The 12908-nt window shown below is 69.3% G+C and carries 10 protein-coding genes; 7 read left to right on the top strand and 3 right to left on the bottom strand.

Translation table 11 applies throughout. The features are described from left to right. The first annotated feature begins 5 nt into the window (after positions 1-5). Complete coding sequence (locus OXI49_09410; GenBank protein ID MDE2690716.1) at positions 6-1454, top strand: M20/M25/M40 family metallo-hydrolase; 1449 nt, start codon at positions 6-8, stop codon at positions 1452-1454. 6 nt (positions 1455-1460) lie between these two features. Continuing rightward, positions 1461-3044, top strand: a complete 1584-nt coding sequence (locus OXI49_09415; protein ID MDE2690717.1) for a carboxylesterase family protein — start codon at positions 1461-1463, stop codon at positions 3042-3044. A 9-nt stretch (positions 3045-3053) separates the two neighbouring features. On the opposite strand, the gene OXI49_09420 is transcribed toward OXI49_09415, so the two are convergent. Continuing rightward, positions 3054-3728, bottom strand: a complete 675-nt coding sequence (locus OXI49_09420; protein MDE2690718.1) for a hypothetical protein — start codon at positions 3726-3728, stop codon at positions 3054-3056. Here OXI49_09420 and OXI49_09425 point away from each other — a divergent pair. After that, positions 3727-4788 (top strand): cytochrome c, encoded by a 1062-nt coding sequence (locus OXI49_09425; GenBank protein MDE2690719.1) that lies wholly within the window; start codon positions 3727-3729, stop codon positions 4786-4788. The two genes, OXI49_09420 and OXI49_09425, sit on opposite strands and share 2 nt — an antisense overlap. 72 nt (positions 4789-4860) lie before the next feature. On the opposite strand, the gene serC is transcribed toward OXI49_09425, so the two are convergent. After that, positions 4861-5997: a 3-phosphoserine/phosphohydroxythreonine transaminase gene (gene serC, locus OXI49_09430; protein MDE2690720.1), complete on the bottom strand. Its 1137-nt coding sequence runs from the start codon at positions 5995-5997 to the stop codon at positions 4861-4863. Positions 5998-6152: 155 nt separating this feature from the next. On the opposite strand from serC, the gene OXI49_09435 reads away from it, so the two are divergent. Together OXI49_09435 and glpQ are read left to right on the top strand one after the other, a co-directional pair. Next, positions 6153-8297, top strand: coding sequence for a molybdopterin-dependent oxidoreductase (locus OXI49_09435; GenBank protein ID MDE2690721.1), 2145 nt, complete (start codon positions 6153-6155; stop codon positions 8295-8297). A gap of 8 nt (positions 8298-8305) precedes the next feature. Beyond that, positions 8306-9289 carry a glycerophosphodiester phosphodiesterase gene (glpQ, locus tag OXI49_09440; protein MDE2690722.1) on the top strand — a complete coding sequence of 328 codons (984 nt, stop codon included), beginning with the start codon at positions 8306-8308 and terminating at the stop codon, positions 9287-9289. Here the strand turns inward: glpQ and OXI49_09445 are convergent. Further along, the gene (locus tag OXI49_09445) at positions 9243-10328 is read right to left on the bottom strand and encodes an aminopeptidase (protein ID MDE2690723.1); all 1086 of its coding nucleotides are present in this window, start codon (positions 10326-10328) and stop codon (positions 9243-9245) included. The genes glpQ and OXI49_09445 overlap by 47 nt on opposite strands. Positions 10329-10413: 85 nt before the next feature. Here OXI49_09445 and OXI49_09450 point away from each other — a divergent pair, with 85 nt between their 5' ends. Both OXI49_09450 and OXI49_09455 read left to right on the top strand, forming a co-directional pair. Further along, the gene (locus OXI49_09450; GenBank protein ID MDE2690724.1) at positions 10414-11631 is read left to right on the top strand and encodes a dicarboxylate/amino acid:cation symporter; all 1218 of its coding nucleotides are present in this window, start codon (positions 10414-10416) and stop codon (positions 11629-11631) included. 1 nt (position 11632) lies between these two features. After that, positions 11633-12781 (top strand): carboxylate-amine ligase, encoded by a 1149-nt coding sequence (locus OXI49_09455; GenBank protein ID MDE2690725.1) that lies wholly within the window; start codon positions 11633-11635, stop codon positions 12779-12781. Positions 12782-12908 lie beyond the last annotated feature (127 nt).

Genomic DNA, 12908 nt, shown 5'->3' on the forward strand with positions numbered 1-12908 from the left:
ATCCGATGCGCACCGCCACCGTGATCGCTCCGGCGATGACCGCGCTCCTGGCCCTGGCCCTGGCCCCGGCGCCGGGCGCAGGCCAGGACACAAACAGCGATCCACGGCTGCCGGAGGCCTCGCGGCGACTCCAGCAGTATCTCCGCATCGACACGACGAACCCGCCGGGCAACGAGAGCGAGGCCGTCGCGTTCTTCGCGGAGATCCTCGAGCGCGAGGGCATTGCCTACGAGACCGTCGAGCCTGAACCTGGACGCGGCAGCATCTGGGCACGACTCGAAGGGGGCCCTGCGCCGGGCATCATCCTGCTCCACCACATCGATGTGGTACCGGCCGACCCGCGGTTCTGGAAGCACGATCCGATGTCCGGAACCTACGAGAACGGCTACCTCAACGGCCGCGGGGCCCTCGACACGAAGGGCCTGGGCATCATGCACTTCGAGGCCTTCCTCGCTCTCGCCCGTTCCGGGGAGCCCCTCGAACGCGACGTCATCTTCCTGGCCACGGCGGACGAGGAGGCGGGCGGCCGCCACGGCGCAGGCTGGATCGTGCGCAACCGGCCGGACCTGCTGGAAGGGGCCGGCCTCGTGCTCAACGAGGGCGGCAGCGGGCGGGTCCTGGGCAACCGGGTCGTCTTCAGTGTCGAGGTGACGCAGAAGGTGCCGATGTGGCTGCGGCTGAACGCGGTAGGACCGGCCGGCCATGGATCGAGCCCCACGACCCGCAGCGCGGTGACCGACCTGATCGAGGCGCTCGAGCGCCTCCGCCAGGATCCGTTCGCGCCCCGCATCGTGCCCGCGGTCGGCGACTTCTTTCGCGACCTGGCGGAACTCGAGTCCGCGGCCGCCGAACTCGCCGACCCGGAGGGCCTGATCGCGGAACCCGATCGTCTCGCCGCGCTGCATCGAACGAATCCGTCGCTCCACGCCCTGACCCGCAACACCTGCGCCGTCACCCGGCTTCAGGCGTCGAGCAAGATCAACGTCGTTCCCCCCGCGGCGACCGCCGAGCTGGACTGCCGGTTGCTTCCCGACCAGGAGCCGCGCGCCTTCATCCGTGAACTCAGGAAACGACTCGATCAGCCGTCCATCTCGATCGAAGTCCTGCTGTCCTTCAAGGCGGCCATCTCCCCGACCGACACGGACCTCTACCGCGCCATCGAGGCCGTCACCGCCCGCCGCTTTCCCGGCTCCACCGTCATGCCGGCCGTCACCGCCGGCTTCACCGACAGCCACTTCTTCCGCGATCTCGGGATCGTCGCCTACGGCTTCTCGCCGGCCGTCATCCCGGGCAGCGACCAGGGCGGCATCCACGGCAACAACGAGCGGATCTCCGTCCAGAACGTCGAGCGCGGCTGGCGGACGATGCTGGACCTCCTTGAGACCATCGCCGTCGCCCCCACCCGCCGCGTCGCGCCGGCGGACTTCACCCCGACCGCCGGCGGCCAGGACTGAACACCCATGAAGACCCCGTACTGCCTCGCTGCCGCCGCAGCCATCCTCCCTCTCCTCCTCGCCTGCGCCGCCGGAGAGGCCGCGGACCCCTTCCTCGTCGAGACCGACGCCGGCCCCGTCCAGGGCTTCGCCCCCGAAGGCAGCGACGACATCGCCGCCTTCCTCGGCATTCCCTTCGCGCAGGCCCCCGAAGGCCACCTGCGCTGGCGACCTCCCATCGCGGTCGAGCCCTGGACGGAGCCCCTCGAAGCCAACGAGTACCGCCCCATCTGCCCGCAAGGCCGCGCCCAGCTACCCCAGAGCGAGGACTGCCTCTACCTGAACGTCTGGACGTCGGCCGACCGCTCCGGCACGGAAGCCATGCCAGTCATGGTCTGGATCCACGGCGGCGGCTTCCGCGCCGGCAACGGCCGACTCGGCGAAGCCCCCGCGACCGGCCGCGGCGCCGGTTTCGCGCGCCGCGGCGTCGTCGTGATCAGCATCCAGTACCGGCTGGGCGCACTCGGCTTCTTCGCCCACCCCGCCCTGGCCGCCGAGGCAGCGCTCTCCGGCCAGCCCGAGGGCAGCCACGGCGTGACCGACATGATCGCCGCCCTCGACTGGGTGCAACGGAACGCCGCTGCCTTCGGCGGCGATCCGGAACGCGTGACGATCTTCGGCGTCTCGGCGGGCGGCATGGCGGTCAACACCCTGATGAGCGTGCCGATGGCCGCCGGCCTGTTCCACCGCGCGATCGCCCAGAGCGGCTACGGCACCTGGCGGCTCCCCCACCTCAGCGAGCCGCGCTGGGGCCTGCCCTCGGCGCGCGACATGGGTGCGGCGCTGATCGCCGAAGCCGGCTTCGACCTCGGCGCCGAACCCTCGGCCGCCGACCTGCGCGCCCTTTCGTTCGAGGAACTCAACACCCTCGGCACCGGCTTCTGGGTGCCGATCACGGGCACCATGCTCCCTGACGAGCCCGGCATCGTCTTCGCCCGCGGCAAGCAGCACGACGTCCCCTACATCACCGGCGGCAACAGCTTCGAGGGGACGATCTTCCGCGCCTTCCGGATGGCGCCCGACGACTACTTCGCCACCTTCGGCGAGCACGAACAGCACGCTCGGAGCCTCTACGGGGCGGACGCAAGGGCCGATACCGACGCCGGGCGCATCGCTGCCGCCACCTCGTTCGGCGACCAGCGCTACGTGATCTCCGCCCGCTACCTTGCGGAACAGATGAAGACCGTCTCCTCGCCAGCGCGCACCTACTACTTCCGGTTCGTGCCCGAAGCGCAACGCGAGACGTTCCCCGGCGCCCCCCACGGCTCGGAGGTCGCGTACGTCTTCGGTGATCCAGGCGAGCCCGGATCGGAGAACTACCGCGGCGACGACGGCGCCGCCCTCGCCGACGCGATGGCCGGCTACTGGACCCGTTTCGCCGCCACCGGCGACCCGAACGCCGACGGCGCCCCGGAGTGGCCGGAGTACGAGGCGGAGAACGACACCTGGCTGGTGCTTGACGCCCCGAAGCCCAAGGCAACACCCGGCGTGCTCAAGGACAGGCTCGACCTGCTGGAGGCGGTGTACCTGGAGCGGGTCCGCGGGGAGTGAGGCGGATCGCTAGCCGACGGCGCTTTCCCTCTTCCCTCGCGCCTCCTCGTACAACGCCGGCACGAACTTCTCCGTCTCGCCGCTCTCCTCGATGTTGTGGACGATCCAGTCCCGAAGCAGTTCCTCGGTGAACTGCCGACGGATGATCCAGTTCAGGAATCGGCCGATGATCGGCACCCGCACGCCGATTCGGGCCTCGGTGTAGAAGGAGCAGCCGCCCTCGACCTCGGCGTAGAGGTGGTCGAGCGAGCCGACGCGGAGCAGGCCCCCGAGCAGCAGGTCGAAGTTGAACGCCTCGTCGTCGAACCGGCTGACCCGGGCCTTCGCCCGGACCGGGTGCTTCCCGGCAAGATCTTCATGAATCTCGATCACGCTCCCCGGACCCAGGCGTCCGCGAACATAGACTCGGCGGCGCCAGCGCACGGCGATGTGGTCGAACGGATGCCAGTAGCGGTAGACGGGTACCAGGGGGCCGTTGAAGTCGCTGCCGTTGTAACGGGTCCAGGTATCGATGTTCTCGAACCACCAGCGCAGCATTTCGGGCGAGACGCCCTTCATCATGTCGTGTTCGATCGAGGCGCGCAGGCGGCCGGCGGTGAGGCGCTCGACCGTGTGTCGGGCCGAGTCGGGCCCCTTCATCGGGCCGAAGAACCCGGTCTTGGGGCCGGATCGCGGGTCGGACATGGAACCTCCGGCGGCAACGTATCAGCACCGTACCCGGTGGCTCCTGGCCCTTCTTTGTGTGGCCGTGTCGACTGGCGCCGCGGCGACGACGAACGGGCAGAACGCCAACACCGAAGAAGCCTCCTCGCCGGTAGCGGAAACGGAAGTCGACCTCGGACGGCAGGCCTTCCTCCGCTACTGCCGCGAATGCCACGGCGAAGACGGCGACGGCCTGGGCAAGTTCAGTTACACCACCGGTGAGCGGCCCCGCAGCTTTCAGTCGGGACGGTTCAAGCTGGCGACGACCGAGAACTCGATCCCCTCGGATCGTGACCTGGAGGAGACGATTCGCCGCGGAATGCCTGGTACCGGCATGTCGGCCTGGGGCCAGGTTCCGGACGCCGAGATCGCGGCGATGGCGCGCTACACCCGCCGCTTCAGCCTGGACGCCATCCGCAGCGAACTCGATCGGGCGGTCGCCGCGGGTGAATTGAGTGCCGCGGAGGCCGATGCGGAGTTCGCCCGGCGGACGACCCCGGGACCGGCGATCGAGATCCCGCCCGAGCCTCCCTTCAACGACGAGCGCCGCGCCCGCGGCGAACGGATCTACGTGGAGGCCTGCGCTTCCTGTCACGGGCCGAACGGCAGGCGGCTTCGCAACGACCCGATGCCGGACTTCGAAGGCAACCACACGCTGCCGACGAACATCGTCGGCGGCGTCTTCAAGGGCGGAAACGACAGCGCCGCGATCTACAGCCGCCTCTATCTCGGCATGGACGGCACGGCGATGCCGGGCTATCGCGACGCGTACACTCCGGACGAGCTTTGGGATCTCGTCCATACCGTGGAGCGGATCATCGCCGAGGGCGGCCTGGGGCAGCCGGAAGACGAGGCCGCGGTGGCGGCGGCGGCGACCGCGGCACAGGCAGCGGCGGCTGCCTACGACTCGCTCTTCGACGAGCCACGGGACGAGGTGGTCACGTACGAGGAGCGTGGAGCTGCGCCGATCCTCGTCTGGGGCGGAGGCGCCCTGCTGCTGCTGGTGATCGTGGGCTCGGCGCTGTTGACCAGCCGCCGGTAGGGATTCGGGCTCGCAGCTTCGCGGCGTCGCGCTTCATGCCGGCGAGGGCGCCGGCGCACCCAGTGTGAGTTCTCAGTGCCTGGCGCGGAAGGCCAGCATGAAGTCGCGTAACCGCTCGGCCCCTTCCATGGGCATCGCGTTGTAGAGCGACGCGCGGAAACCGCCGACGCTGCGGTGGCCCTTGAGCGCCACGAGATCCTGTTCGGCCGCGCCGGCGACGAAGACCTCTTCCAGATCGCCGCGCCGCAGCCTGAAGGTCACGTTCATGCGCGAACGGCTCCCAGGCTCGGCGTGGGGGACGTAGAACTCGCCGCCGTCGCCGTCCAGCACGTCGTAGATCAGTCCGGTCTTCGCCTCCGCCCCGGCGGCAGCCGCCTCCAGGCCGCCGACCTCGTCGCGCAGCCAGCGCGTCACCAGCAGGAACACGTAGACGCCGAAGACGTTCGGGGTGTTGAGGCGCGAACCCTTCTCGGCCTGACGCGGGTAGCTGAGCATCGAGTGCACGTCGTCGTCGCACCGTTCGAGAAGGTCGTCCGAAACGACGACCACGGTCAGCCCGGAGGGGCCCGCGTTCTTCTGCGCGCAGGCGTAGAGCAGGCCGAACTCGCGCACGTCGACCGGGCCCGAAAGAAAGTCCGACGAAACGTCGCAGACCAGAGGCGCCTCGCCGGCCGCGGGCGGATGGCGGAACTGGACGCCCTGGATCGTCTCGTTCGAGGTGTAGTGGACGTATGCCGAGGCAGGTGGCAGATCGAGCTCGTCGTCGTTTGGCACGCGCACGAAGTTGTCGGCCTTCCCGTCCCATGCCACGTGGACCTTGCCCTCGCGCCGTGCTTCGACCGCGGCCTTGCTGCCCCAGGACCCGGTCAGGATGTAGCTAGCCGGCAGGTCCTGACCGCGCAACAGGTTGATCGGGACCATGGAGAACTGCAGCGAGGCACCACCCTGCAGGAAGAGCACCCGATAGTCCGCCGGAACGGCTAGCAGTTCGCGCAGGTTGGCTTCAGCCTCAGCGAGGATCCCGTCGAACGCCGCCGAGCGGTGGCTGACTTCCAGCACGGAACTGCCGACACCCGGCAACGCCAGCAGATCGCGTTGGATCTCCTGAAGAACCGGCAACGGCAGCACCGCCGGGCCCGGAGAGAAGTTGAAGACACGCCGCTCCGGCGCCTGCTGCGCCGAAGGCTGTCGATCGAGCGTCAGGGTCATCGCGGAAGTCCGTGTGATTGCCGAACCCGGGGCCGGCCGGGGAGCGCGAATCGTAACCCGGTTGGTTGCAGGATGCATGGCCTTCCGGAAGGCCGGCGCACCGGCAGCCGGATCGGCGACACGATCCGCCTGCCCTGCGTTGTACGCTTCCACGGATGACCGTCGCCAATCCGACGCCAGGCCAGGTTCCGCAGGCCGCCGTTCACCACACCGCCTGCACGCTGGACTGCCCCGATTCCTGCTCCCTCGAAGTCGAGGTCCGGGACGGCCGGGTCGACAAGGTGCGCGCCGCGCCACCGGAGGTCGCGCATCCGCTGACCAACGGCTTCATCTGTTCCAAGGTCGGCCGGATTTCGCGGCATCTCTACGGCGAGGATCGCCTGCTTCACCCGGCGCGCCGCGGCGGACGCAAAGGCGAAGGCCGGCTCGAGCCGATCTCCTGGGACCGCGCCATCGACCTGATCGTCGAGCGGATGACGGAGGCGAAGGCCGCGCTTGGCGGCGAGTCCGTGCTGCCGCTGAGCTACGGCGGCTCCAACGGCCTGCTGACCCAGGACACGGCCGATGCGATCCTGTTCCGCCGTTTCGGAGCCTCGGCCCTGGCCCGCAACGTGTGCGCGGCGCCCAGCACGGCGGCCGCGCTCGGCCTCTACGGCAAGATGGCCGGCGTAGCTCTCGAGGACTACGAACAAGCGAAACTCGCGATCGTCTGGGGCGCCAACCCCTCCTCCACCGGCATCCACCTGGTGCCGATCCTGCGCGCCGCCCGGGCCCGCGGCGGCAAGCTCGTCGTCGTCGACCCAAGACGCACGCCGCTGGCGAAGCAGGCCGACCTCCACCTGCAGCCGCGGCCCGGCACGGACCTGTGCCTGGCGCTCGCCCTCCACCGCGAGCTCTTCCGCTGCGGCGACGCGGATCTCGAGTTCCTGGCTGAACACGCGAGCGGAGTCGACGAGTTGCGCCGGCGCGCCGAACCCTGGACGTTCGAGCACGCCGCCGAAGTCACGGGCGTCCCGGTGCGTGACATCGCCCGCTGCTACGAGCTCTACACCGCGTCCTCGCCGGCGGTCATCCGTTGCGGCTGGGGCGTCGAGCGCAACCGGAACGGCGGCTCGGCGGTCGCGGCGATTCTCGCGCTGCCCGCCGTGGGCGGCAAGTTCAGGGTCCGCGCCGGCGGCTACACGATGAGCAACGGCGCCGCCTTCCGGAACGTCGGCTGGCGCGAGCCGTCGCCGGGCACCCGGATCGTGAACATGAACCATGTGGGCCGGGTCCTGACCGACCCGAACGCGATCCCGGGCCCGCCGGTCAAGGTCCTCTTCGTCTACAACGCGAATCCGCTGGCGACGCTGCCGAACCAGGAACTCGTCCGCCGAGGTCTGGCCCGCGAGGACCTGTTCACCGTCGTCTTCGACCAGGTGATGACCGATACCGCCCTTTACGCCGACCTGGTACTGCCGGCGACGACCTTCCTGGAGCACGACGACCTGGCGATGGGATACGGCGCGATGGTGCTCCACGACACGAAGCCGGTGACGCAGCCGGTCGGCGAGGCCCGTTCCAACCTGCGCGTCTTCGACGAGCTCGCGCACCGGCTCGGACTCCTGCACGACGACGACCCCCGCTCGGAGGGCGAATGGCGGCAGGCGGTGCTGGGCCGGCAGCGGGAGCGGCAGCTCGCGAACGACGGGCTCGTGCTGCCCGAGACCGGCCGCCGGCCGATCCAGTTCGTCGACGTCTTCCCCCACACGGCCGACCGCAGGGTCCATCTCTGCCCACCGTCACTCGAGGCCGAGTCGGCGCGCGGACTCTACGCCTTCCACTCCGAGCCGGGCGATGGACGGTACCCGTTGGCGCTCATCTCGCCCTCCGTGCCGCAGACGGTGAGCTCGACCTTCGGCCAGTTGCGACCCGGCCAGGTGCCGCTCGAGATGCACCCGGACGACGCCGCCGCGCGCGGGCTGAGCCCCCGCGACAAGCCGCGGGTGCGGGTGTTCAACGACTACGGCGAGGTCCGCTGCCGCGTCCGCCTCAACCCGGACCTCCGGCCCGGAGTCGCCCTCCTTCCCAAGGGCGTCTGGGCCAGGAGCACGGAATCGGGGACCAACGCCTGTGCGCTCGCTCCAGACACCCTGACCGACATCGGCGCGGGTGCCTGCTTCAACGATGCCCGGGTCGAAGTCGAGGCCCTGCCCGATGTGTCGGTGCGCCGGCCTGACATCCGCCCGCCCGAAGACGGGCGCTCGGACTGTGACGCGGCTGGCGCGAGGCCGCGCCAGCCGGGTGCTGGCCGGCCTTGAACTTCCACGTGATCTCGAAAGCCCGAGTCCCGTTCGTTGCCGCCGCGCTGGCGTGCGGTTCGGCGCTTCCCGCCGCCGGAATCGACGGCGACGACGGAGGCACGGAGGACGCCGTGACGCCACCCGCCAGGATCGTCATCGCCCATCGCGGCGCCAGCGGCTACCTGCCAGAGCACACCCTGCCGGCGTACGCCCTCGCTCACGGAATGGGGGCCGATTACATCGAGCCGGACCTCGTCCTGACCCGGGACGGCCACCTGATCTGTCTGCACGACATCTACCTGCAGGCGACGACGAACGTCGAGCAGGTCTTCCCCGACCGCGCCCGCGAGGACGGCCGCTGGTACGCCGCCGACTTCACGCTCAAGGAGATCCGCGGGCTTCAGGCGGAGGAACGTCTCGGCAACCGCTTTCCCAGGGGCAGCAGCCGATTTGCCGTGCCCTCCTTCGCCGAGATGATCGAGCTGGTCCAGGGTCTGAATGAACGGACCGGCCGAACGGTCGGCATCTATCCCGAACTCAAGGCGCCCGCCTGGCACCGCGCCGAGGGGAAGGCCATGGAGGAGGCGCTGCTCGAGATCGTCGAGCGCTACGGCTACCGGGAAAGCGGCGCTCTGATCTTCGTTCAGAGCTTCGAGGAGGAGAGCCTCAGACGCCTGCGCGAACTGGGCTCCGAACTACCCCAGGTGTTCCTGATGGCCGAGGTCGAGCAGTACCGGCGGTTCCTGAGCGCCGAGGGCATGGCCGGCGTCGCCGCCTTCGCCGACGGCATCGGCCCGGCCAAGACGATGCTTGAGCGGCAGCCCGAGCTGATCGACTGGGCCCGCGACGCCGGCCTGACCGTCCACCCCTACACGTTCCGCGCCGACCAGGTGCCGGACCGCCACGACAGTCACGAAGCGGAACTCGAGCGCTACCTGTTCGAGCTTGGCGTCGACGGCGTGTTCACCGACTATCCGGACCGGGCTCGGGCGGTTCTGGACCGCCGGTAGCCAGCGAGTCGAGAGCGCGGCGTCGCTCGTCCGGTTCCAGGCCCGCCAGCCGCTCCACCTCGGCGTAGAACGCGGGGAAGCTACCCCCCGACGACACCAGCAGGGCCCGGAACGCCGGCACGAAGTCGTCGTAGGTCGCCACCGCGACGAGGTCCGCGTTGTTGAGCCGCGACAGCCAGCCGCCGAGGTTCGATTCGCCGCCCGCGTCGTCGCCCGCCGCGCGCCAGGCCGGAACGAGTTCACGCCGATAGCGCGAGGGCAGGGCCCGGAACAACTCCGCCTTTCGGGCCAGCTTCCCATCGTCGCTGTCGTCGCTGCCGTAGATCGACTCGAGTTCGGCTCGCACCTCGAGCAGGTAGCGGTTCAGGTCGCGCCGGCGACGCCGACCGCTCTCGAAGGTCGCGAGCTCCGCGTCGCGACCGAGCGAACCCAGCCACCGGCGCACGCCTTCGACCTCGACCGCGGTCGCGAAGGACTCGTTGAACGCGCTGTCGTCCTTGACGTAGACGACCTGGTGGGCGAGCTCGTGGAAGATCACGGCCGCGAGGTCGGCCTCGGCGTAGTCGAGAAAGGTGTTGAGCACCGGATCCGCGAACCAGCCCAGGGTCGAGTACGCCGCCACACCGCCGACGCGCACGTCGTAACCGTCGGCGGCCAGCCGATCGCCATGGCGCCGCGCCGCGCGTTCGTTGAAGTAGCCGCGATAGGCGGCGCAGCCGGCGAACGGATAACACCAGGTCTTCGGCTCCAGGCTGAGCCGCGGCGCGGCGACGACGTTCCAGACCGCGTAGGGTCGACCCAGGTCGGCATAGCTGCGATAGCTCCGATTGTCCGGGAGTCCGAGCTCCCGGCTGGCAAAGTCGCGAATCTCCTGGCTCAGCCCCAGCCGTCCCCGGGTCGCGGCCGACAGAACCTGTGCGCGGCCCGGTTCGAGCAGGCGATCGATCGGTTTGCGCTTCACCAGGACATCGGCCCCGCCCCAGACCGCCTGGGAGTAGTAGCGGACACTGCCGCAGCTCGCCACAAGCGCCGCCAGCACCACGGCAGAAGCCAGCGCGAGTACGCGCGGGCGGCGCCGAAACGGTCGGCGAAGCCTCCGTTCTCGCGTGCTACCCTGCCGACTCATGAAACTCGCACTTCACTGGCAGGTACTGATCGGAATGGCGGCGGGGCTTTGCTTCGCCCTCGTCTTCGGAGAGGTGGGCTGGATCGCATGGGTCGCCGACCTCTTCATGCGCCTCCTCCGGATGGTCATCGTGCCCCTGATCTTCACCTCGATCGTGCACGGCGTGTCGGGCATCGGCGACGGCCGGTCGATCGGTCGCCTGGGCGGCAAGACTCTCCTCTGGTACACGCTGAGCAGTTTCATGGCAATCCTCGTCGGCCTGACTCTGGCCAACAGCATACGGCCCGGAAGGGGTCTCGTCATGCCCGAAGGAGTGGCGCCGCTCACACCGGAGGACCTGCAGACGCCCAGTTCGATGGCCGACATCCTCCAGCGGCTCGTCCCGGACAATCCGGTGGGCGCCGCGGCCGGGGGCGACATCCTCGGGCTCATCTTCTTCTCGATCGTGCTCGGCGCCGCGATCGGCGTGATGACCGGCAAGACCGGAGACCTGCTCCGCGACGGGTTCAGCGCCGGTTTCGAGGCGATGATGAAGGTGACGACCTGGGTCATCCGCCTGCTGCCGATCGGCGTCTTCGCGCTGCTCGCCCGCGCGGTCAGCCAGATGGGCCTCGACGTGTTCCAGCAGGTCGGCAAGTACGTGCTGACGATCGCGGTCGGCCTGACGCTGCACGTGTTCGTCGTCCTGCCGCTGCTCTTCGCCCTGCTCTCCAGGAAGAACCCCATCCACCACTACCGGGCGATGGCCTCCGCCATGGCGATGGCATTCTCGACCAGTTCCTCCGCGGCCACCCTGCCGATGACGATGAAGTGCCTGCGGGAGAAGGTCGGCGCCTCGAACCGGGTCAGCAGCTTCGTCGCGCCGATGGGCGCTACCGTCAACATGGACGGCACGGCCCTGCTGGAGATCGTCGGCGCCCTCTTCATCGCCCAGGCCCTGGGTGTCGAACTGTCGCTCTACACACAGTTGGTCGTCGTGCTGACCGCGCTGCTGGCTTCGGTCGGCGCCGCGGCGATCCCGTCGGCCGGCCTGGTGATGATCTTCATCGTGCTCGAGGCAATCGACCTGACCACGCCGGAGGCCTACGCGCTCGCCGGCGTGATGCTCAGCGTCGACCGCCCGCTCGACATGTTCCGAACGATGGTCAACATCACGTCCGACTCAGTCGGCGCAGCCGTCATCGCGAAATCCGAAGGCGAAGAGCTCAATTACTGAAGTGGCGGACGACGTCACGATCACCCTCGGGGTCGAGGAGGAACTGTTCCTCGTCGACCCCGACTCGCGCGATCTCCTCAACGACCCCGATCCGCGCATCTTCGAAGCCTGCGGCGAAGCCGCGGGCGGCCAGAAGGTCGTCCACGAGTTCCTTCGCTCCCAGATCGAAACGAACACCGCCGTCCACGACTCCGTGGCCGGAGTGCGCGAGGGCCTGAAGGCGGCCCGCAAGCTCGTCGTCGAGGCGGCGCAAACCCACGGCGCGGCCGTGATCGGCGCCTCGGCCCATCCGTTCGCGGCCTGGGAAGCCCAGCTTCCGACGCCAAAGGAACGCTACCGGCAGTTCGCCTCCACCTACCAGGAGACGGTCCGGCGCCTGGTCATCTGCGGCATGCACGTGCACGCCGGCTTCGGGGACTTCGACACCCGGGTCCGCGTCATGACGGCGCTCCGGCGCTACCTGCCCCTGTTCATCGGGCTCTCCGCCTCGTCGCCGTTCGGCAAGGGCCGGGAGTCGGGGTTCAAGTGCAACCGGCTGAATCTCTTCGAGGCGATGCCCCGGACCAGCATCCCCGGCCCGCTCGCCTCCCAAGCCGACTACGAAGCGCTTCTCGGCGAGTACCAGCGCATGGCCTTCATCACGGACGGCAGCGAGATCTGGTGGGACATCCGTCCGTCCCACAAGTTCCCGACAGTGGAACTCCGAATCTGCGACACCTGTCCGGCGATCGAGGACGCGATGTGCATCGTCGCTCTCTATGCCTCCCTGATCCGGATGCTGGCGCGGCACGACCGGGAAGGCACGCTGCCGCCCGAGCCCCCGACCGAGATCATCGTCGAGAACAAGTGGCTCGCGCAGCGCTACGGCCTGCTGGCGTTCCTGGGCGACACCCGGCGCGGCGGCCGCATCGACATCGCCGACGAACTGCAGGAACTCACAGACGAACTCGCCGAAGACGCCTGCGCCCTCGGCTGCGAGCCGGAACTCCGGCACAGCCTGACGATCGTGCGCGAAGGCTCGAGCGCCGACCGCCAGCTCGACCTCTACCGGCTGCGACTCGTCGAGGGAGCGAGCAAGGACGAGGCCCTGCGGGACGTCGTCGGTCTGCTCGTGTCGGAGACCGGCGCCGATCTGGCCACGGGCTGCTAGAGTCCGCGGCCTCCTGTCAACGCGAACATGGCCCAGTCTCTTTCGAAGAACGAGTTGGGGAACGGTCTTCCCCTTTGTCTCAGCAGTCTTCTGAAGCTCCAGAAGCCTCTGTATCTGAGCGGCCAAC

The sequence above is a fragment of the Acidobacteriota bacterium genome, assembly GCA_028875725.1.
Classification (GTDB): Bacteria; Acidobacteriota; Thermoanaerobaculia; order Multivoradales; family Multivoraceae; genus Multivorans.

Excerpts from the sequence above, each read along its gene's own strand:
- OXI49_09420 (MDE2690718.1), bottom strand. The coding sequence starts at position 3,728 with ATGTCCGACCCGCGATCCGGCCCCAAGACCGGGTTCTTCGGCCCGATG.
- OXI49_09425 (MDE2690719.1), top strand. The coding sequence starts at position 3,727 with ATGGAACCTCCGGCGGCAACGTATCAGCACCGTACCCGGTGGCTCCTG.
- OXI49_09435 (MDE2690721.1), top strand. The coding sequence starts at position 6,153 with ATGACCGTCGCCAATCCGACGCCAGGCCAGGTTCCGCAGGCCGCCGTT.
- OXI49_09410 (MDE2690716.1), top strand. The coding sequence starts at position 6 with ATGCGCACCGCCACCGTGATCGCTCCGGCGATGACCGCGCTCCTGGCC.
- serC (MDE2690720.1), bottom strand. The coding sequence starts at position 5,997 with ATGACCCTGACGCTCGATCGACAGCCTTCGGCGCAGCAGGCGCCGGAG.
- OXI49_09450 (MDE2690724.1), top strand. The coding sequence starts at position 10,414 with ATGAAACTCGCACTTCACTGGCAGGTACTGATCGGAATGGCGGCGGGG.
- OXI49_09415 (MDE2690717.1), top strand. The coding sequence starts at position 1,461 with ATGAAGACCCCGTACTGCCTCGCTGCCGCCGCAGCCATCCTCCCTCTC.